Origin of the sequence: Massilia sp. YIM B02763 (assembly GCF_030412015.1) — a bacterium.
Classification (GTDB): Bacteria; Pseudomonadota; Gammaproteobacteria; order Burkholderiales; family Burkholderiaceae_D; genus Telluria.
Map to the genome: position 1 here is coordinate 121,089 of NZ_JASNRD010000013.1, position 20,210 is coordinate 141,298.

At 67.8% G+C, this 20,210-nt stretch carries 14 protein-coding genes; 8 read left to right on the forward strand and 6 right to left on the reverse strand.

Annotated elements, in window-relative coordinates:
- Positions 1 to 29: 29 nt before the first annotated feature.
- Positions 30 to 473, forward strand: a complete 444-nt coding sequence (locus QPK32_RS17090; RefSeq protein ID WP_290413995.1) for a thioesterase family protein — start codon at positions 30 to 32, stop codon at positions 471 to 473.
- A 161-nt stretch (positions 474 to 634) separates the two neighbouring features.
- Here the strand turns inward: QPK32_RS17090 and QPK32_RS17095 are convergent, their stop codons facing one another.
- Positions 635 to 3,037 (reverse strand): catalase, encoded by a 2,403-nt coding sequence (locus QPK32_RS17095; RefSeq protein WP_290413996.1) that lies wholly within the window; start codon positions 3,035 to 3,037, stop codon positions 635 to 637.
- 148 nt (positions 3,038 to 3,185) lie between these two features.
- Positions 3,186 to 3,701 (reverse strand): DUF3016 domain-containing protein, encoded by a 516-nt coding sequence (locus QPK32_RS17100; protein WP_308632581.1) that lies wholly within the window; start codon positions 3,699 to 3,701, stop codon positions 3,186 to 3,188.
- Positions 3,702 to 3,855: 154 nt separating this feature from the next.
- On the opposite strand from QPK32_RS17100, the gene QPK32_RS17105 reads away from it, so the two are divergent.
- The 4 genes from QPK32_RS17105 to QPK32_RS17120 all read left to right on the forward strand — a co-directional run bounded on the left by QPK32_RS17105 (position 3,856) and on the right by QPK32_RS17120 (position 9,131).
- Positions 3,856 to 4,593, forward strand: coding sequence for a DNA-formamidopyrimidine glycosylase family protein (locus QPK32_RS17105; protein WP_290413997.1), 738 nt, complete (start codon positions 3,856 to 3,858; stop codon positions 4,591 to 4,593).
- A gap of 237 nt (positions 4,594 to 4,830) precedes the next feature.
- Positions 4,831 to 6,336 (forward strand): HD domain-containing phosphohydrolase, encoded by a 1,506-nt coding sequence (locus QPK32_RS17110; protein WP_290413998.1) that lies wholly within the window; start codon positions 4,831 to 4,833, stop codon positions 6,334 to 6,336.
- A gap of 1,116 nt (positions 6,337 to 7,452) precedes the next feature.
- Entirely contained in the window at positions 7,453 to 8,724 is a 1,272-nt protein-coding gene (locus QPK32_RS17115; protein ID WP_290413999.1) for an ATP-binding protein, read from the forward strand.
- A gap of 17 nt (positions 8,725 to 8,741) precedes the next feature.
- Positions 8,742 to 9,131, forward strand: coding sequence for a PPC domain-containing DNA-binding protein (locus tag QPK32_RS17120; RefSeq protein WP_290414034.1), 390 nt, complete (start codon positions 8,742 to 8,744; stop codon positions 9,129 to 9,131).
- Between the two features lie 137 nt (positions 9,132 to 9,268).
- Here QPK32_RS17120 and QPK32_RS17125 read toward each other — a convergent pair whose 3' ends face one another.
- From QPK32_RS17125 to QPK32_RS17135, 3 genes are all read right to left on the reverse strand, one after another.
- Positions 9,269 to 11,227 carry a GAF domain-containing sensor histidine kinase gene (locus QPK32_RS17125; protein ID WP_290414000.1) on the reverse strand — a complete coding sequence of 653 codons (1,959 nt, stop codon included), beginning with the start codon at positions 11,225 to 11,227 and terminating at the stop codon, positions 9,269 to 9,271.
- A 124-nt stretch (positions 11,228 to 11,351) separates the two neighbouring features.
- Entirely contained in the window at positions 11,352 to 11,849 is a 498-nt protein-coding gene (locus QPK32_RS17130; RefSeq protein WP_290414001.1) for a hypothetical protein, read from the reverse strand.
- Between the two features lie 97 nt (positions 11,850 to 11,946).
- Positions 11,947 to 12,171 carry a hypothetical protein gene (locus QPK32_RS17135; RefSeq protein ID WP_290414002.1) on the reverse strand — a complete coding sequence of 75 codons (225 nt, stop codon included), beginning with the start codon at positions 12,169 to 12,171 and terminating at the stop codon, positions 11,947 to 11,949.
- Between the two features lie 250 nt (positions 12,172 to 12,421).
- On the opposite strand from QPK32_RS17135, the gene QPK32_RS17140 reads away from it, so the two are divergent.
- The gene (locus QPK32_RS17140; RefSeq protein WP_290414003.1) at positions 12,422 to 12,796 is read left to right on the forward strand and encodes a hypothetical protein; all 375 of its coding nucleotides are present in this window, start codon (positions 12,422 to 12,424) and stop codon (positions 12,794 to 12,796) included.
- Positions 12,797 to 12,884: 88 nt separating this feature from the next.
- Here the strand turns inward: QPK32_RS17140 and queC are convergent, their stop codons facing one another.
- Positions 12,885 to 13,583 (reverse strand): 7-cyano-7-deazaguanine synthase QueC, encoded by a 699-nt coding sequence (queC, locus tag QPK32_RS17145; protein WP_290414004.1) that lies wholly within the window; start codon positions 13,581 to 13,583, stop codon positions 12,885 to 12,887.
- A gap of 95 nt (positions 13,584 to 13,678) precedes the next feature.
- Here queC and QPK32_RS17150 point away from each other — a divergent pair, with 95 nt between their 5' ends.
- Both QPK32_RS17150 and QPK32_RS17155 read left to right on the forward strand, forming a co-directional pair.
- Positions 13,679 to 15,646 carry an autotransporter assembly complex family protein gene (locus QPK32_RS17150; RefSeq protein ID WP_290414005.1) on the forward strand — a complete coding sequence of 656 codons (1,968 nt, stop codon included), beginning with the start codon at positions 13,679 to 13,681 and terminating at the stop codon, positions 15,644 to 15,646.
- On the forward strand, positions 15,646 to 20,145 hold the full coding sequence (locus tag QPK32_RS17155) for a translocation/assembly module TamB domain-containing protein (RefSeq protein WP_290414006.1): 4,500 nt from the start codon (positions 15,646 to 15,648) through the stop codon (positions 20,143 to 20,145). Before QPK32_RS17150 ends, QPK32_RS17155 begins: the two co-directional genes overlap by 1 nt.
- Positions 20,146 to 20,210 lie beyond the last annotated feature (65 nt).

Here is a 20,210-nt window from a genome sequence, read left to right on the forward strand (position 1 = left end):
CTTCCGCTGATTTTTTATAGAATGCAGCCATGGCACGACTACAGCTTACCTTTCCCGAGGACCAGTACTGCTACACGACGCTGCTGACGGTGCGCGTCACCGACATCAACGCCGCCGACCACCTCGGCAACGACTCGATGATCTCGATGATCTCCGAGGCGCGGGCCCGCTTCCTGTTCGAGTACGGCGTCGCCGAGACGGAGCGCGACGGCACCGGCATCATCGTCACGGACCTGGCCACCGTCTACCGCGCCGAGGCCCATGCGCGCGACCAGCTGCTGTTCGAGGTGGGCGTCATGGACTTCAACAAGTACGGCGGCGACGTCATCTTCCGCGTCACCCGGCCCAAGGACAAGTGCACGATCGCGCTCGCCAAGCAGGGCTTCGTGTTCTACAACTACAAGACGAGCCAGGTGGTGGACATGCCGGACGACTTCCGCGGCAAGTTCGACCGGGTGAATTGGGTCGATTGATCGTCCGTCGTCCCTGCGCAGGCAGGGACCCATGCTGAAAAACCGAAGCCGGTGCTTCGGTTCCACTCAAGTCTGGCGTACCGAATTCTGGTGCTCAGCATGGGATAAAACAGTCCACTGGACTGTTTTATCCTGCGCGGGGACGACGGGCAGCGAAACGCTTACACCATCGGCGGATCGGTCTCGCGCACGAACACGCGGTGGCTGGCCAGCGCCGTCTTGAACGCGTCGATCGGGGCGTCGACCAAGAGGCCCGGGTCGGCCGAACCGTCCGGCAGCGTGGACGGGACCATGGCCTTGGCCAGCAGCTGGGCGCCGGCGCCCAGCACCAGGATGGTCTTGCAGTGGCGGTACTGTTCGCGCACGAAGTCGATCGCGTGGGCGTTGCGCGCCAGCGCTTCCACGGCCTGCGCGCCATCCGGCACGATCATCGCGTCGAACAGCACCGACGGCGCCGCTTCCAGCGTGACCTCGACGTCCAGCGCGTCGCCGTTCGCGGCCGGCAGCTTGCCCAGCATATTGCCGACCAGGCGCGGCACGGCGCCGTCGTCCAGCAGCGACTGGTACAGGGCGCGCACCTGGGCGGCGTCGCTGTCGCGGCCCACCAGGATGGCGACGCGGCGCGTGCGGATGCCGGTCTGGCCCGGGCGCGCCAGCAGCGACAGCGCCGGCGACGGGGCATAGCTCGGCACTGGCGCATCAAGGGCGCGCGGCAGCGGATCCGGCACGTCCATGCCGAGGCCTTCGGCGACCTTGGCCGCGAGGTCCGCGTCGACGTTGGCCAGCAGCGCCAGGATGCGCTCGCGCACGGCCGGGGTCTGCACGCGGGTCAGCTCGAAGCGGAAGGCGTTGGCGATGTGGGCCTGCTCGACCGGGGTCTGGCTCTGGTAGAACAGGCGCGCCTGGCCGTAGTGTTCGGCGAACAGCTCCGGATTGCCGCGTACCTTGTCCTCGGTGGTGAAGCGCTCCGGGAAGCTCATGAAGCCCATGCGGCCGGCCTGGAACGGGCAGCCGCCGCCCAGCGAATTCGGCTCGTAGTTGACGCGGCCGCGGTGGATCGCCTGGCGGTGGAAGCCGTCGCGCTGGTTGTTCTGGATCTGCACGACCGGCGAGTTGATGGGAATCTCGTGGAAGTTCGGGCCGCCCAGGCGAGTCAGCTGCGTGTCGAGATAGGAGTGGTTGCGGCCCTGCAGCAGCGGGTCGTTGGTGAAGTCGATGCCCGGCACGATGTGCGCCGTGCAGAACGCCACCTGCTCGGTCTCGGCGAAGAAATTGTCCGGGTTACGGTTCAGCACCAGGCGGCCGACCGGGGTCAAGGGCACCAGCTCTTCCGGCACGATCTTGGTCGCGTCGAGGATGTCGAAGGGGAAGGATTGCGCCTGCTCTTCGGTAAAGATCTGCAGGCCCAGTTCCCACTCGGGGAAGTTGCCCGACTCGATCGCTTCCCACAGGTCGCGGCGGTGGAAGTCGGGGTCGGCGCCGGAGATCTTGACCGCCTCGTCCCACACCAGCGAGTGCGTGCCCTGCAGCGGGGTCCAGTGGAATTTCACGTAGCGCGATTCGCCCTGGGCATTCACGAGGCGGAAGGTGTGCACGCCGAAGCCCTGCATGGTGCGGTAGCTGCGCGGGATGGCGCGGTCCGACATCACCCACATCAGCATGTGCGCGATTTCCGGCGACAGGCCGGCGAAGTCCCAGAACGTGTCGTGGGCGGTGGCCGCCTGCGGCATCGCATGGTGCGGTTCCGGCTTGGCCGCGTGCACCAGGTCCGGGAACTTCATCGCATCCTGGATGAAGAACACGGGGATGTTGTTGCCGACCAGGTCCCAGTTGCCTTCGTCCGTATAGAACTTGACGGCGAAGCCGCGCACGTCGCGCGCGACGTCGGTCGAGCCGCGCTCGCCGGCAACCGTCGAGAAGCGCACGAACACCGGCGTGCGCTTGCCCTTGGCCGCGAACGGCGCGGCACGCGTCAGGCTGGAGAAATCGTCATAGGCTTCGAAGAAGCCGTGCGCGCCCGAACCGCGCGCGTGCACCACGCGCTCGGGAATGCGCTCGTGGTCGAAATGGGTGATCTTCTCGCGCAGGATGAAGTCTTCCATCGCGGTCGGGCCGCGCAGGCCGATCTTCAGCGAGTGCTGGTTGTCGGCGACCGGCACGCCCTGGTTGGTGGTCAGGTGGCGCTCGGCCGGATCGACGCGCACGCGGTCCAGCGGCAGCACGGTGGCGTTCTCGCCTTCCGGCGGCTGGCCGCTGCCGACCTTGGACGAGCTGGCGATCTCGGTGCTGGTGCTGCCCGTGGCGGCGTGGGTGGCCGGCTTGGCGTGGGCGCCTTCCTGCGGGACGCGCGACGCATCGCCGTATTCGGCCGGCTTGTTCGGGTTGAACGGCATGCTTGCCGCCAGGTCCTTCTCGGCGGCGATCTTGTCGAACAGGCGGTCCTCGACCGGATTGTGGGGCTTGGCGGCGGGCGGGGTCGGGTCCGAGGGACCTGCCATGGTGCTCAGGACCGAGCCTGCGCCATCGGGCTTGCCTGTTGCCGGGGTCTTGCTGTTGGAAGTCATCCTGTCCTCACTGGTTGGTTGTTGGCATTTGTCCAACAGCCAAGTTAGCCCAGGAAGACCGGACGCTACGTTAGCGCGCTAACGTAGCGTTGATGTCAGCATTGAATCGTTTCTATCATTGCGATAGCTTTTTATTATATTACTGCCATCATCGGCCCGCGAGGCCACGCCGGTCCTTCAGCGGCGCGATCTCCTTGTCGAACCAGACGTCGATCATGCGCTTTTCGTAACGCAGCGGTTCCGTGTCGAAGTAACGGTTGAAGTTCTGCTGGTAATTCATGTCCGACAGCTTGGCGTCGCCGCTCTTGAGCACCTGGCCGTCCTGCTCCAGCGTGTAGTGCAGGTCCATGCGCGGCCAGTCGGCCATGCCCTTCACCACGCGGATATCCTTGCCGGCACGGGCATTCGGATACAGGCGTCCGGCCGGGTCGAAGTCGGTCACCTCGATGCGCAGGTTCTGGCCCGGCGGCAGCGACTTGCCCAGCTCGACGAAATGGTCGGTGATCTGCTGCAGCAATTCGTCGCGTTCCCAGGTGGCGAACGGCAGGTCGTAGAACGTTTCGGGTTTCACGTAGGTCACCGTGACGTCGGCGAACGCGCTGCTTGCGCCCAATGCCAGGACGCCCGCCAGGGCCGCCCTCTTCATGAACGATTTCATGGTCATGTCCTTTTCTCGAAATCGGGTATCCGGACACGAATATACGCCTGTTCGCACGGCGGTGTCCGTCGCCGGAACGTCAAACTTTGTATCGGAATGTTAGGCCCCGCACCGGCAATTCAAGAGCCCGCTCGCAGAATGGGGGCAGGAGGAGAACGCCATGCCCGAAGGTCCATCGCTGGTCATGCTGAAGGAACAGACGGCCCGTTTCGTGGGCCAGGAGATCGTGCGCGCCGACGGCAACACCTGGGCCATCGACACGGCGCGCCTGGTAGGCCAGCCCGTGCTGGCGCTGCGCACCTGGGGCAAGCATTTCCTGATCCGGACGCCGGCCATGACGGTGCGCATCCACTTCCTGCTGTTCGGCACCTACCGCATCGACGAGCGCCGCGACAAGGTGCCGCGCCTGTCGCTCGGCTTCGCCGACGGCGGTGAAATCAATTTCTATGCATGCTCGGTCAAGGAATTCCACGGCGACCTCGACGCCGACTACGACTGGGCCGCCGACGTCATGTCCGACGACTGGGATCCGGCGCGGGCACGCAAGAAGCTGCGTGCAGCGCCAGACATGCTCGCCTGCGACGCCCTGCTCGACCAGGATATCTTTTCCGGCGTCGGCAACATCATCAAGAACGAGGTGCTGTTCCGCATCCGCCTGCATCCGCTGTCGACGGTGGGCAGCCTGCCCCCGGCCAAGCTGCGCGCGCTGGTGCAGGAAGCGCGCCAGTACAGCTTCGACTTCCTCGGCTGGAAAAAAGAAGGGGTGTTGAAACGGCATTGGCTGGCGCACAGCCAGAAGACCTGTCCGCGCTGCCACATCCCCTTCCACAAGGGCAAGCTCGGCAAGACCGCGCGCCGCGGCTTCTGGTGCGAGCGCTGCCAGAAACGCTACGGCTGAGCCGCAGCGGTGCACCCGCACCGTGGCGGCGCCGCCGATGACCCATCCGGGGGCATGGACCTGCCCGTCGCATATTCCCGCATACCATGTGTTGCGACATTGTGACTTTTTTACGCGCCCACTCAATATTTCTTGTTGTTAATGGTTACTGCCCATACTACAATCAAATTGCCGTAGTACTGCCCTAACGCAATATCCGCTCTTTTTCCTGACGCATTCACGATACGGACATCGTTTATGTCATTCCTTGCTTCTGCCGCGCCCAAACTCGCTCCCTGGAAGGTCTTGCTGGTCGACGACGAACCGGATATCCACGACGTCACCAAGCTGACCCTGTCGCGTTTCCGCCTGGACGGACGCGCCCTGACCTTCCTGCACGCCTACAGCGGCGCCGAGGCGAAGGAGGTGCTGGCGCGCGAGAAGGACATCGCGCTGGTGTTCCTGGACGTGGTGATGGAGCAGGAAGACAGCGGCCTGGAAGTGGCGCGCTGGATGCGCCGCGAGCTGGACAACCAGTTCACCCGCATCGTGCTGCGCACCGGCCAGCCGGGCCAGGCGCCGGAAGAGCGCGTGATCGTCGACTACGACATCAACGACTACAAGGAAAAGACCGAGCTCGATCGCACCAAGCTGTTCACCACGACCTTCGCCGCGCTGCGCGCCTACCGCGACATCATGAAGGTCGAGGATGCGCGCCGCACCCAGCAGAACTACCGCGAAGGCCTGGAACGCGTGATCGCCGCGTCGACCCACCTGTTCCGCCAGCGTAACCTGAAGGATTTCGCCAGCGGCCTGCTGCAGCAGGTCGTGGCCCTGCTGCGCCTGGAACAGAGCATGCTGCTGCGCCTGGCCGGCGCCAGCGTGATCACGGGCGAGAGCAAGTACGAAGTGCTGGCCCGCATCGGCGACCTGGGCGAGCCCGACATCGGCCCGGAGCTCGTCGCCCAGCTCGACGAGGCGCGCCACAACCGCATCTCCAAGCTGCACGGCGACACCTATGTCGGCTACTTCCCCAACAGCAGCGGCAAGGCCTCGCTGCTGGTATTGAAAGGCGTCGAGGAGATCTCGGAGATCGACGTCCAGCTGCTCGACGTGTTCTGCTCGGGCGTCGCCGTCGCTTTCGACAACATCCTGCTGAACCAGGAAATCACCGATACCCAGGCCGAGCTGATCCTGCGCCTGGGCGACGTGGTCGAATCGCGCTCGAACGAAGCGGGCAACCACGTGCGCCGCATGGCCCAGGTCTGCCACATGCTGGCGCAGGAATCGGGCATGCCGGAAGACGAGACCGCCGTGCTGATGCATGCCGCGCCGATGCACGACATCGGCAAGATCGCCACGCCGGATGCCGTGCTGCTCAAGCCGGGCCGCCTGACGCCGGAAGAGTGGGAGATCATGAAGCAGCACCCGACCGTCGGCCTGCAGATCCTGGACGGCTCGCAGCGTCCGATCCTGAAGGCGGCCGCCGTGATCGCCCACCAGCACCACGAGAAGTACGACGGCAGCGGCTACCCGCAAGGCCTGAAGGGCGAGGACATCCACCCGTATGCGCGCATCGTGGCGGTGGCCGACGTGTTCGACGCGCTGACCCACGAGCGCGTCTACAAGGAAGCCTGGCCCATCGACCAGGTGCGCGACTACCTGCGCGAGGTGGCGGGCAAGCACCTCGATCCCTACTACGTCGACCTGCTCATCAAGAACCTCGACAAGGCGGCCGAGATCAACCGCATCTGGCCGGACTGACGACCGTTGCCCGGCGGGACAGCTGCCGTGTTGTCGGGTACCATGCGGGACGGCGAAACGAATCGCCCTTCCGACTCACTCCTGCATGCCTCCGATGCGCATTCGAACCCGCCTCCTGATCCTGATCCTCGCCGTGCTGGTGCCCGCCTTCCTGGCGGTCGCGCTGGCGGTCGGCTACGTCTACGTGGAGGAGCGGCGCGCGCAGGAAAACAGCGTCACGGAAACGGTGCGCGCCTTTTCCCTGCTGGTCGATAACGAGCTCCAGACCAACGAGGGCATCCTGCATGCGCTGGCCAGTTCGCCCGCGCTGGCCGAGGGCGACCTGGACGAGTTCTACCGCCACGCCAGGGCGATCGTACCGCTGCGCGGCGGCGCCATCGTGCTGTACGACGCGGCCGGGCGCAGGCTGCTCGACACCCGCATCGCACCGGGGAACGCGCTGCCGGAGCGGCGCCTGGCCAATATCGACGCGCTGGCGCGCCGCTACGGCGCCGACCGCACGCTGGTGTCCGACGTGTTCGCGTCGCCGGAAGGCGGCCACCGCTTCGTGATCCAGATCCCCGTGCACCTCGGCGGGCGCATCGCCTATTTCCTCAGCATGAGCTCGGATGCCGCCTCCCTGCAGCAACTGCTGACGCGCCAGCGCTTCCCCGATCAATGGCAGGCCGCGATCACCGATCGCCAGGGCCGTATCGTGGCGCGCCTGCAGGAAGCCGAACGGTTCCGCGGCCACCTGGTGCGCGACGAGGTGCTGCGCAGCTTCGCGGCGGTGTCCGAGGGCACCGTGTCCGCCACCAACCTGGCCGGCATTCCGATGCGCGGTTTCTTCAATACCGTGCCGGACGCCGGGTGGCGCGTCATGGTCACGATCCCCCAGGCCGAGTTGCGCCGCGTCCCCTTGCATACCGCCGCCTTCCTCGGCGCCATCATGACGGTGCTGCTGGTGCTGGCCGTGGCGGCGGCGCGCTGGTTCGGCCAGCGCGCCGCCGCGCCGATCGAATACCTGGGCCGCAGCGCCGAGGAGATGGGCCAGGGCCGCGAAATCGTCTACGAGCCGCAGGGCGTGCTGGAAATCGATACGGTGGCGCGGCGNACCTGGGCCGCAGCGCCGAGGAGATGGGCCAGGGCCGCGAAATCGTCTACGAGCCGCAGGGCGTGCTGGAAATCGATACGGTGGCGCGGCGCATGAGCGAAGCCAGCCGCCAGATCCTGCGCGCCCAGGGCGAGCTGGAACGGCGCGTGGCCGAGGCGGTGGCGAACAGCGAGCGCGCCCAGCACGCCCTGATGCGCGGCCAGAAGCTGGAAGCGCTGGGCCGGCTGACGGGCGGCATCGCGCACGAATTCAACAACCTGCTGCAGACCCTGACCACGGCGCTGCAGATGGCCGCGCTCACCTCCAACCAGCCCAAGGTGCAGTCGCTGATCGAGACCTGCCGGCGCACCGTGGGCCGCGCCACCGCGCTGACCACGCGCCTGGGCTCCTTCGGCCGCGTGCAGGATGCGCGCCTGCTGACGGTCGACCCGGCCGACCAGGTGCGCGGCTCGCTGCAGCTGCTGCGCGGCGTGCTGCGCCAGGGCAGCAGCCTGGAAGTCGACTGCGCCGAGGATGTCTGGCCGGTGACGGTCGACCCGCTGCAGTTCGACCTGGCCCTCCTGAACCTGTCGATCAACGCGCGCGACGCCATGCCGGACGGCGGCCGCCTGGGCATCGCGGTGCGCAACGTCGTCGTGGAGCAAAGCACGGAACGCGCCGGCGGCGACTACGTCCGCGTGAGCGTCTCCGACACCGGAACCGGCATGCCGCCCGACGTGCTGGCGCGCGCCCTCGACCCCTTCTTCACCACCAAGGAACCCGGCCAGGGCACGGGCCTGGGCCTGCCGCAAGCCTATGCCTTCGCCACCCAGTCGCAGGGCTGGCTGACGCTGTCCAGCAGCGTCGGCGCCGGCACCACGGTCGACCTCTACCTGCCGCGCTCGCGCCAGCCGCTGTCGCCGCAATCTCCGGCACGCACGGGCGCCGCGGCGCCGCGCGGGGCCGGCCGCGTGCTGTTCGTCGAGGACGACGAACTGGTGCGCGAGACCGTCGTGCGCGGCCTCGAGCAATCCGGTTTCGACGTGGTGGTGGCGCCGGGCGGCGACCAGGCCCTGGCCATGATCGAGGCGGGCCTCGATGCCGACGTCGTGTTCTCCGACATCGTCATGCCGGGCAAGGTGAGCGGCATCGACCTGGCCGGCATCCTGCACGAACGCCGTCCCGGCCTGCCGGTGGTGCTGGCCACCGGCTATACCGACCAGCGCGTGGCCGTCCCCGGCGTGCAGGTGCTGGCCAAGCCCTACGAAATCGACCAGCTGGTCGATCTGCTGGCCGGCCTGGCCCGGCAGGAGTAAATCCCATGGCAACGTCGCTGCACCCGCTCCCCTTGCGCATCGGCCCCGGCGCCGACCTGCGCGCCGAACTCGCCGCCGTGCCCGCGCGGCACGGCGTGGCCGCCGCCTTCGTCGTGCAGGGCATCGGCAGCCTGAACGTGGCGCAGATCCGCTTCGCCGGGCGGCCGGATTGCACGGCGCTGCACGGGGACCTGGAGATCGTCAGCCTGGGCGGCTCGCTGTCGCCGGACGGGCCGCACCTGCACATCGCCGTGTCCGATGCGGATGGGCGCGTGATCGGCGGTCACATGGGACCGGGATGCATCGTGCGCACGACGGCGGAGGTATTGGTGATGCTCTTGCCGGATCACCGGTTCAGCCGCGAGGACGATCCGGCGACGGGGTACAAGGAATTGTTCATCCGTTGAACGTACGGTAGGGTGGACGGCTCTGCCGTCCACGCGTTCCAGCGACACATGAGCCACCGATCGGTCAATCGGCTTCGTGCACGGTTACGACTGATCGCAAGACGCGTATCACCGCGTGGACGGCGAAGCCGTCCACCCTACTCCGCCGCGACCAGTTGTGGCTTCTTCAGTTTACGCGGGAAACGCAGGTGATACCGCAGCCCCTTGCCGGGTTCGCTCTCCACGCGCAAGGTGCCACCCAGCGCCCCCGTCACCAGGTTGTACAGGATGTGCGCCCCGAGGCCGCTGCCGCCGCTGCCGCGCTTGGTCGTGAAGAACGGGTCGAACAGCTTGGCCAGCGTGTCCGCGTCCATGCCGGCGCCGTCGTCGCCGTACTCGAACGTCACCATCTCTTCTTCCAGTGCGGCGTGAATGCGGATCTGCCCCGCCTGCTCGCGCTCGAAGCCGTGCACCAGGGAGTTCATCAGCATGTTCGTCAGGATCTGCGACACGGCGCCTGGGAAGCTTTCCAGGACCAGGTCCTTGGGACAATCCACCTCCACCTTGACGGGGCGGCCCTTCAGTTTCGGCTGCAGCGACAGCAGCACCTCGTTCACGTAGGCGCCCAGGTTGAAGCTGCGGATGTCGTCCGAGGACTGGTCCACGGCCACCTGCTTGAAGCTGCGCACCAGGGCCGCGGCGCGCTGGGTATTGGTGGTCATGATGCGCAGCGACTGGTCGACCACGTCGAGGAAGGCGTCCAGGCTCTCTTGCGTCATGCTGCCGTCGGCCAGCTCCTCGCGCGTGAGCTTGAGCTCCTGCACCAGGTGGCTGGTGGCGGTGACGCAGATGCCCAGCGGGGTATTGATCTCGTGGGCGACGCCGGCCACCAGGCGGCCCAGCGACGCCAGCTTTTCCTGGCGCACCAGTTCCGACTGCGCTTCCTGCAATTGGGTGAGGGCCTGGTTCAGCGCCGCGTTCTGCGCCTCCAGGCTCTCCTTGGCCTTGCGGATCGCGCGGTCGGCCTGCATGCGCGCGATGGCGACGGCCACGTGGCTGGCGATGAAGGCGAGCAGGTCCAGCTCGGCCTTGGAATACACGATGATGGGGTCGTAGCTCTGCACCACCATCACGCCGTAGGCCTTGTCGTGCACCAGCATCGGCGCGCCGATCCAGCTCGCGATGCCGACGTTGCCGAGCGGCTCGCGCACCTTGCCGGACGCCTGCAGGCGCGCGAAGCTGCCCGCATCGTGCAGCTGCGCCTGGCGCGTCTGCAGCACGTACGACACCATGCCGATGCCGAACGGGAAGCGCTTGTGCGGTGCTTCTCCATCCTTCTCGTCGACGAAATACGGGATGCTGATCTCGCCCGTGTCCGGATGCGTGAGGGCGATCAGGAAGTTCTTCGCCACCATCAGCTCGGCGATGATGCGGTGCAGGCTGGACGCCAGTTCGCCCGTCTCCAGCGCGGATGCGGACAGGTCGGCGATCTGGTACAGCGCATGCTGCACCTGCTCGGCGCGGCGCCGTTCGGCTACTTCGCGCGCCAGCGCGCGGGTGCGTTCCTGCACGGCGCGTTCCAGCCGGTCCATGCTCTGCAGGCCCTGCAGCGCATTCGAGATATGGTTGGCGATCAGGGAAAACAGCGCCTGGTCCTCGACGCTGTAGGTGTGTTCGGGCAGGTAGCTCTGGACGACGATGACGCCCACCGCCTCGTGCTGCTGGTCCAGCAGCGGGCAGCCCATCCAGTGCTCGGCCACGCTGCCCGTGCCCCAGGTGCTGCCGTTCTCGCGCGAGCGCTCCTCGTCCGACGTCATCGACAGCGCCTGCTTGTTGAGCAGCACCCAGGCCGTCGGCGACTGTTCGGGCGACGCCAGCTTCACGCGTTCCTGCGGGTCGGGCCCCTGGTCGAGCGTGTCGACGAAGTAGACGAAGCGCACGGTCCCGTCCTCGCGGTCGGCCAGGGCGACGTAGAAGTTTTCCGCATACATGATGCGGCCCAGCGCGCGGTGCACGGCGCCGATGAATTCGGTGATGTCGGTGCAGCTGGCGGACAGCTGCCCGATCTCGAGCAGCATCGCCTGGACGGCTTCCAGGCGGGCAAGACGGCTTTCCATGGTTCCCCTATCGGCACAATAATGCGTCAGGGAAATATTAGCAGCTCATATTGCCCGCTGGAGCATTTGTCGCGGAAATACCATCAGAAAACGTGGACGGATCCCCGCCCACGCGAAGACGCGCTCAGCGCGGCGCGCGGAAATCGTTCTCGACCCAGGCCATGGCCGACGCCGGCGACAGCTTGAAATTGGCCTCGACGCGCACCTGCGCCACCTGCTCGCCCATCTCGTCGATGGCGGCCAGCAGCGCGTAGGGGTGGTCCTCGTCCGGCACGATGTCCAGCGTGACCTTCAATTCGCCGTCGGCGGTGGAGACCACGGTGCTCTTGTGCAGGATCGCGTGCAGGTGCTGCTCGTGGCGGCGGATGACTTCCGACGCCGTCTTGACCAGCGTGTTGAACGCATTGACGTCGAGCGGCTTCGGGTTCTTCTTGTCGCGTCCCATGGTCCAGGGGCCGACCAGGGCCGGTTCGGACTCGCCCTCCTTGTACATGGCGACGGCCCAGCCCTCGTCGTCCTCGTTCTTGATGACGCGCGCGGTCCAGCCGTTGTCCTGCCACAGGCGCGCTTCCTGCACGGGCGCGTCGTTGTCGGGTGCTTCGTCGTGTACTTCGTCGTTCATGGGTTCCATCGTGATCTGCGGGCCGTGCCCAAAGCCAGATCATAGGGAATTAGCGCCTGCCGGACAAGCGCCGCACCCATGAAATTCCTCGCTTGATTCAGATGATGCGCAGGTCGGGTCCGCGCGGCGGGACGATCGGGGGCCCGGGCGGCGTGCGCAGCGGATCGATGGCCGGATTCGGGATCTGGCGGCCGGTCGGATCGCTGCGCGGATCGACGTGCGGATTGATGACGATGGGCGGAATGGCCGGCGGCGCCGAGGGCGGGTTCTTGTGGCCGCCCCGGTCGAACCATGCCCGGTACGCTTGCTGAAACAGTTGCATGGGACCTCCTGTGACACAGCAGGCTGTCAGTATAGACCGCATGTCCTGCATTGCAAGGCTTGCTTTCCGGCAGCTTCCCGCTTGCGCAGGCCGTACCACTCATCATCCCCTTGCACCGTTCGGCCCCGCCGGAATGCAGCCTGTCTCACGTCGATGGAGGCGCTGTTCCGATGCAGATACATTGTGACCATGCCGCCGACAAATGGGAACAGCGGAAAGAACGTCACAACGCATTCAACGAGGAGCCATCATGAAAAAGACCGCCGTATTCGTCATCCTGTTCGGAGTTGCCCTGCTGTTGTGGAACCTGTTCGCCTGGCACGGCGACATGGCCTTCCACGTCAACGGCGACGACATCGACGGCCCGCTGGAGGGACTGCTGGCCGTGCTGTTCGCGGGCGGCGGCGTGCTGCTCGCCGGCGTGATCATGCTGACCGTGGGCGCCGTGCTGGCCGTGGTGTTCGCCGGCGTCGGCATCCTGTGCCTGGGCGGCATGGCGCTCGGTGCGCTGGTCCTGGCGCTGGTGGTGTCGCCGCTGCTGCTGCCGCTGTTGGTGCCGGTGGCGATCGTGTGGTGGCTGGTGTCGCGCTCGCGCCGCAACCGGATCATGCAACATCCGGTGTAGGGTGGACGGGTTCCCCGTCCACGCGTTCAAGCAACCGGCGCGTCGAAGCGAACAAGGTTTGAACGCGTGGACGGCGGAGCCGTCCACCCTACGCCGCGTACTGCTCGTAACCGCGTGCCCGCAACGCGCACGCCGGGCAGGTGCCGCAACCGTGGCCCCAGGCGTGGGGCGCGCCCCGTTCCCCCAGGTAGCAGGTGTGGGTGTCGAAGCGGATCAGGTCGACCAGCGCTTCGCCGCCGCATTGTTCCGCCAGTTCCCAGGTCTGCTTCTTGTCGAGCCACATCAGCGGGGTCTCGACCTTCAGGCGCGTCGCCATGCCCAGGTTGAGGGCCACCTGCAGGGCCTTCATCGTGTCGTCGCGGCAGTCCGGATAGCCGGAGAAATCGGTTTCGCACATGCCGCCGACGAGCACCGTCAGGCCGCGCCGGTAGGCGACGGTCGCCGCCACCGTCATGAACATCAGGTTCCGTCCCGGCACGAAGGTGTTCGGCAAGCCGTTGGCCTGCATCTCGATGGCGACGTCGCTGGTCAGTGCCGTGTCGGAGATGCGCCCGATCAGCGACAGGTCGATCATGTGGTCCTCGCCCAGGCGCTGGTCCCACTGCGGCGACAGCGCGCGCATCTTGGCCAGCACGGTGGGACGCACCTCCAGCTCGATCGCGTGGCGCTGGCCATAGTCGAAGCCGATGGTCTCGACGCGCTCGTAGCGTTGCAGGGCCCAGGCCAGGCAGGTGGTGGAATCTTGGCCGCCGCTGAAGAGGACCAGTGCGGTATCGGGTTGATGCATGTTAAATATTCCTGAGCTAAGTTGACACTAAGCGTCCGCCATGGCGTTTGACAATCCGTTAAGATGTGGCCGGCAAATTGACACAATGGAGAGACATGTTTCCCGCAAGACCCGACCAGACCGAGGCGAAGACGACGGCGCAATCACGAATTTTGGCACAAATCGTGCTGGGCGTGAACGCGCTGTGCCTGATCCCTGCTGTCGGGGCGCAGGAACAGCAGCCCGCTTCCCCGCCTGTCGCTGCCGAGCAAAAGCCGGCCACGGAAGCCCGGCCCGACGACAAGACGGCCGCGCCGCTGCCGATGGACGCGCCCTCGCGCGCCGTCGACTACGACGTGCGCATCGAGGCGCCGCGCGATTTGCGCGAGCTCATCGAAGGGAACATCGACCTGATGCGCTGGCGCGGCAATCCGCGCGTCGATATGGAACAGCTGCAGCGCCTGGTCCGCGTCGCTCCCGAACAGATCAAGACCCTCGTCGCGACCGAGGGCTACTACTCGCCGCAGGTGTCCAGCACGCTGGATACGTCCGCAGCCAAGCCGGTAGTGCGCATCAATGTCGAGCCGGGCCAGCCGGTGGTGGTCGGCGACGTCGACATCGAATTGCGCGGCTTCGTCCCGGCCGACAAGGGCAGCGCCCCGGTCGATGCCGCCAGCCTGCGCCAGGGCTGGTCGATGGGCACGGGCGCGCGTTTCCGCACAGCCGACTGGGAAGCGGCCAAGCGCAACATGCTGCGCCAGATCGCCCAGCGCCGCTTCCCGCGCGCCCAGCTGATCGAGTCCAGCGCCACCGTCGATCCGGACACCCGCAAGGCGCAATTGAAGGTCGTCATCGACAGCGGCCCGGACGCGCGCTTCGGCGCACTCAGGATCGAGGGCCTGAAGCGCTATCCGGCCCGCGTGATCACGAACCTGAACCACATCCGCCCCGGCGACGAATACAGCGAGGCCGCGCTGCAGGCGCTGCAGGGCCAGCTGCAGGACACGGGCTACTTCGCCACGGTCGAGGTCAGCGCCGACATGTCCGGCGTGGTCGCGCAGCAGGTGGACGACCTGGCCCAGGGTGCGCAGCCCGCCGCCACGGGGCCCACCGCGGCCCCCACCACGCTGCCCGTGCTGGTGCGCGTGACGGAAAACAAGCGCAAGAACGTGTCCGTGGGTGTCGGCTACTCGACCAACACGGGCGCGCGCGCCCAGGCCACCTACGGCGACCTGTTCGTGTTCGGCAAGCGCAACAAGAGCAGCGTGCTGTACGAGCAGAAGCACCAGGCCGCGCGCACCGACTTCTATTGGCCGACCACGTCGAACGGCTACAGCAACAGCGTGGGCGGCGGCTTCGACCGCGAGGACATCGAAGGCCAGATCACCCGCACCACCAGCGTCTCGGCCACGCGCAGCTGGGGCTCGCCCTTGCTGGAGCGCAGCCTGAAGCTGGAAGCGCTGACCGAGCAAGTGACCCTCGAAGGCCAGACCACGCCCAGCACGCGCGTGAAAAGCCTGCCGCTGACCTTCTCGATCACGAAGCGCCACCTGGACAGCCTGGTGGCGCCGACCAAGGGCTACATCGCCAACGTCCAGCTGGGCGCGGCCGTGCTGCCGATCCTGACCGACGAAAAGTTCGTGCGCCTGTACACGCGCGCCCTCGCCTACAAGCCGGTCGGCAGCGAAGGCACGCTGATCCTGCGCGGCGAATTCGGCGCCGTCGGTTCCGGCGACAAGGCCGGCGTGCCCTCCACCTTCCTGTTCCGCGCCGGCGGCGACGGCTCGGTGCGCGGCTACGGCTACCAGCAGCTCGGCGTGCCGGTCGCCAGCGCGATCACGGGCGGCCGCTACCTGTTCACGGCCAGCGCCGAATACGACTGGTGGTTCAAGCCGCCATACGGCGCGGCCATCTTCTACGATGCGGGCAATGCCGCCGACAACTTCAGCGACCTGAAACCGAAAGCGGGCTACGGCGTCGGCGCGCGCTGGCGCAGCCCGGTCGGACCGATCAACGTCGACGTCGCCTACGGCCAGGCGGTGCACAAGGTCCGCCTGCACTTCTCCCTGGGATTCACCTTCTGATGGAAGTCGATAACAACACCTCCGAACAAGCGGCGCCGCCGACAGGACACAAACCGCGGCGCTGGCCGCGCCGCGTCGCGATCGGCGCCGCCGTCACCGTCGTGGTGCTCGGCGGCGTGGTCTGGTACCTGGGCCGCGAGACGACGCTGCAGATGATCGCCCAGCGCGTCGCCAATGCCAGCGGCGGCGCGCTGACGCTGTCCGGCGTCTCCGGCTCGCTGTACGGCCGCATGCACGTGGACCGCATCGTGTTCCGCACCGAGACCCAGCTGATCACGGCGAACACCGTCGACATCGACTGGAAGCCCTGGCAGTTCCTGTCCAGCGGCGTCGAAATCAACCAGCTGTATGCCGCGTCGCTGCGCCTGGAGACGCTCAAGGAAACGGACGAGAAGTCGACGATGCCCACGCGCCTGGCGCCGCCGTTCAAGATCGCCGTCGAGGATGCCCGCCTGGCCAAGCTGGTCATGGTCAACAAGGGCGCCTCGACCGAGATCGACGACATCCGCGCGCGCCTGCACGGCGACAAGCAGCAGTGGAAGCTCGACTACGCGGGCGCCTCCACGCCCTGGGGCCAGGTCAAGGCCAACGGCACCATCGCCAACACGCTGCCCTACAAGCTGGACCTGAACGCGAGCCTGAGCCAGACCCAGGCCCCGCCCCCGGCGGCAAAGCCGGGCGAGCCCGCACCTGCGGTGACACCGGCCAACCTGGGCGCCCAGCTCACCGTGCACGCGGGCGGCGACCTGCAACGCACCGTCATCGACGCCAGCGGCAAGGCCGCGCGCGCGCAGGGCAGCGGCCAGCTCGTGCTGGCGCCGTTCGCGGACCTCCCGCTCCAGGCGTTCAAGCTCGATGCGCGCAACATCGACCCCGGCTTCTTCAGCCCTTCGCTGCCGACGGCGGACCTGAACCTGAACGTGGCCGTGCGCCTCGACCCGGACCGCAAGCTGGCGGGCACGGTCGACCTCAAAAACGACGGCCCGACCGGCACGCTCGACCAGCAGCGCCTGCCGCTGCGCGCCATGCGCGGCCAGTTGAGCGGCAACCTGGATGCGCCCGTCATCTCCGACGTCCTGATCGACCTGGGCGCGGCCGGCCGCTTCACGGGCCAGGGCGGCGTGCAGCGCGGCCCCAACGAGGAGGGTCTCGGCACCGCCGAATTCGCGCTGCACACGGACCGCTTCGACCTGCACGAAATCCAGGCCAGCATGAAGCCGACGAAGATCGCCGGCGACCTGCGCATCGCGAACACGCAGGACACGCAGACGCTGAACATCAACCTGTCGGACGCCGGCATGCGCCTGGTGGCCGAGGCGGCGCTGAACAACAACGTGCTGACCGTGCGCGACGCGCGCCTGACGGCCGGCCGCAGCAGCGTGCGCGTGACGGGCAATGCCAACCTGCTCGACAAGAAGCCGTTCAAGGTCAATGCCGTCGCCAGCCGCTTCAACCCGGCCGACTTCGGCGACTTCCCGCAGGCCGACATCAATGCCGAAGTGAATGCGGCTGGCGCGCTGTCCCCGCAGTGGCAGGTGAACGCGGACTTCGCGGTGAAGCAGAGCCGCCTGTTCGACCAGGCGCTATCCGGCCGCGGCAAGCTGACGGCCGACGCCACCCACGTCGACAATGTCGACGCCAGCCTGGCGCTGGGCCAGAACACGGTCGACGTGCGCGGCGCCTTCGGGCGCGAGGGCGAACGCCTGTCGTGGCGCGTCGACGGCCGCCAGCTGGCCGCGCTGCGCTCGGACCTGTACGGCGCCGTGCAGGCCAATGGCGTCGTCACCGGCACCATGCAGGCGCCGCGCACCACCTTCGAGGTCGATGCGCGCAGCCTGGGCTGGGTGGCAAAGGAACGCAAGGCCAACGAAGGCCGCCTGCATGCGAGCGGCGAAGCCTGGCTGGGCGGCAAGGCGGACGCGCGCATCGTCGAGGTGCGCGCCAAGGGCGACATGCAGCGCCTGAACCCGGCCGCCTTCGGCTCGCCGCTGGCCGGCAGCATCAACGGCACGTTCGACGCCAGCGGGCGCACGGGCGAGAACATGGGCGGCTCCGTCAACCTGGCGCTGCAGCAGTCGACGCTGTCGAACTCCCCGCTGTGGGGCTACGCGAAACTCACGGCCGACAAGCGCCACGTGTCCGACGCCGACGTCGACCTGCACCTGGGCGGCAACGTGGTCGCCGCCAAGGGCGCCTTCGGCAGCGGCCGCGACACGCTGAACTGGCGCATCGACGCGCCGCAGCTGGGCGCACTGGGTCCCGACTTCGGCGGCCTGCTGCGCGGCTCCGGCACGCTGTCCGGCACCATGGACACGCCGTCGCTGACGGCATCGCTGGAAGGCCAGAAGCTGCGCATGGCCGGCCAGTCGGTGGGCAGCCTGCGCGCCAGCGCCAACCTCGGTTCCGGCCGCGGCGCCAGCGACCCGCTCGCCCTCGACGTGCAGGTGGCCGACTACGCCAGCAGCGCCGCCAACGGTTCGGGCGAGCAGACCCGCATCGCCAGCGCGCGCCTGCAGTCGACCGGCACGCGCGGCGCCCACACGATCAGCGCGGCCGCGCGCGGCGACATGTTCGACGCCGCCGTCGCCGTGCACGGCGGCTGGAACAACAATGCCTGGACCGGTAGCCTCGATACGCTGACCAACCGCGGCCGCTATGCCTTGACGCTGGCCGCGCCGGCGCCGCTGCGTATCGCGGCGCCGGCCGGCAGCGGCGTGGCCGGTCTCGCCAATCCCTCGCAAATCGCGTTCACCAATGCCACCATCCGCCTGCCGGCCGGCTCGATCACGGTCGAGTCGCTGCAGAAGGACGGCGCGCGCTGGACCAGCCGCGGCGGCGCCACAGGCGTGCCGGTCAGCTACCTGACGCAGGCCTCGGACGCCGTGCGCCAGAACCTGCGCGGCGACATGACCATCGGCGCGCAATGGGCGCTCGACCTGCGCGCACCGAGCAGCGCCGGCGCGGTGCCCGCGCTGGACGGCAACCTGCACGTGTTCCGCGAAGGGGGCGACCTGATCGCGGGCGACACGGCGCCGGTGAAGCTGGGCCTGCGCACGCTCGACCTGCGCGCCGACGTCGCCGGCGGCGCCCTGCGCGCCCAGCTGGGCGTGGACGGCACGCGCATCGGCAATGCCAAGGTGGACGCCACGGCCCAGCTGATCCGCGGCATGGTCGACAACGACAGCCCGCTGAAGCTCTCGGCCGAAGCCAACCTCGGTTCGCTCGCATGGGTGTCGCCCCTCATCGGCCAGCCGGGCCTGGAAGTCGACGGCGCCCTGCGCGCCAGCGTGACGGGCACGGGCACCGTCGGCGCCCCCACGCTCAACGGCGGTATCAACGGCGAAGGCCTGGCCGTGCGCTGGCCGGACCAGGGCCTGCGCCTGCGCAACGGCACCCTGCGCGCCACGCTGGCCGGCGACCAGCTGCAATTACAGCGCTTCTCCCTGGAAGGCAACAGCGGCCGCGCCAGCCTGGAAGGCAATGTGCGCTTTGCCGGCGCCCAGGCGGCGATGGACCTGCGCCTCGTGGCCGACAAGCTGGAAGCGCTGTCGCGCCCGGACCGCACCGTGATCGTCAGCGGCCAGGCCTCCGTGGTGCGCGACGCGAACCGCTTCGCCGTCGAAGGCAAGTTCCGCGCCGACCGCGCGCTGGTCGAATTCGCGCCGCAGGACCGCCCCACGCTGTCGGACGACGTGATCGTGCTGGGCCGCGGCACGCAGAAGCCGACGGCGGCAAAGAAAGAGAGGGAAGTGCCGCTGACGGTCGACCTGACGGCCGACCTGGGTGACGACTTCCACGTGCGCGGCCTGGGCGCCGACGCCTACCTGGCCGGCGCCGTGCAGCTGCGCATGGTCGGCGACGGCCCGCCGCGCCTGAACGGCAGCGTGCGCACCGTCAGCGGCACCTATGCCGCCTACGGCCAGCGCCTGTCGATCGAACGCGGCGTGGTCACCTTCAGCGGCCCGTACGACAATCCGTCGATCGACGTGCTCGCGGTGCGCAAGCGCCCGGACGGCGAACAGCTCAGCGAGACCAACGTCGAAGCGGGCGTGCAGGTGCGCGGCACGGCGCTGGCGCCGTCGGCCACGCTGGTGTCGACGCCGAACGTGTCCGACAGCGACAAGCTGTCCTGGCTGGTGCTGGGCCACGGCATGGAATCGACGACCGGTAACGAAGCGGGCGTGCTGAGCGCGGCGGCCGGCGCCCTGCTGGGCGGCAAGGGCGGCACCGGCGGCATCACCAGCAAGCTGGCCAATTCGCTGGGCCTGGACGAACTGGGCGTGCGCCAGGGCGCGGGCCAGGCCAGCGGCCTGGAAAGCACCGTGGTCACGGTGGGCAAGCGCATCTCTTCGCGCCTGTACCTGAGCTTCGAACAGGGTGCCGCCACCGCCTCGAGCGTGGTGCGCCTGCGCTACAAGATCAATCCGCGCATCACGCTGCAGCTGCAGACGGGGACCAACACGGCGCTGGATGCCTTGTATTCGTGGTCGTTTGACTAATTGAGCCGTCGTCCCTGCGCAGGCAGGGACCCAATTTCTGCGTGCGTTGCTGGCACGGTCAGAAA

Bases quoted from the DNA above. Each gene is read 5' to 3' on its own strand.
- QPK32_RS17115 (WP_290413999.1), top strand. From the start codon at position 7,453: ATGGGCCAGGGCCGCGAAATCGTCTACGAGCCGCAGGGCGTGCTGGAA.
- QPK32_RS17140 (WP_290414003.1), top strand. From the start codon at position 12,422: ATGAAAAAGACCGCCGTATTCGTCATCCTGTTCGGAGTTGCCCTGCTG.
- QPK32_RS17135 (WP_290414002.1), bottom strand. From the start codon at position 12,171: ATGCAACTGTTTCAGCAAGCGTACCGGGCATGGTTCGACCGGGGCGGC.
- QPK32_RS17125 (WP_290414000.1), bottom strand. From the start codon at position 11,227: ATGGAAAGCCGTCTTGCCCGCCTGGAAGCCGTCCAGGCGATGCTGCTC.
- QPK32_RS17090 (WP_290413995.1), top strand. From the start codon at position 30: ATGGCACGACTACAGCTTACCTTTCCCGAGGACCAGTACTGCTACACG.
- QPK32_RS17105 (WP_290413997.1), top strand. From the start codon at position 3,856: ATGCCCGAAGGTCCATCGCTGGTCATGCTGAAGGAACAGACGGCCCGT.
- QPK32_RS17095 (WP_290413996.1), bottom strand. From the start codon at position 3,037: ATGACTTCCAACAGCAAGACCCCGGCAACAGGCAAGCCCGATGGCGCA.
- queC (WP_290414004.1), bottom strand. From the start codon at position 13,583: ATGCATCAACCCGATACCGCACTGGTCCTCTTCAGCGGCGGCCAAGAT.
- QPK32_RS17130 (WP_290414001.1), bottom strand. From the start codon at position 11,849: ATGAACGACGAAGTACACGACGAAGCACCCGACAACGACGCGCCCGTG.
- QPK32_RS17155 (WP_290414006.1), top strand. From the start codon at position 15,646: ATGGAAGTCGATAACAACACCTCCGAACAAGCGGCGCCGCCGACAGGA.
- QPK32_RS17110 (WP_290413998.1), top strand. From the start codon at position 4,831: ATGTCATTCCTTGCTTCTGCCGCGCCCAAACTCGCTCCCTGGAAGGTC.
- QPK32_RS17100 (WP_308632581.1), bottom strand. From the start codon at position 3,701: ATGACCATGAAATCGTTCATGAAGAGGGCGGCCCTGGCGGGCGTCCTG.
- QPK32_RS17150 (WP_290414005.1), top strand. From the start codon at position 13,679: ATGTTTCCCGCAAGACCCGACCAGACCGAGGCGAAGACGACGGCGCAA.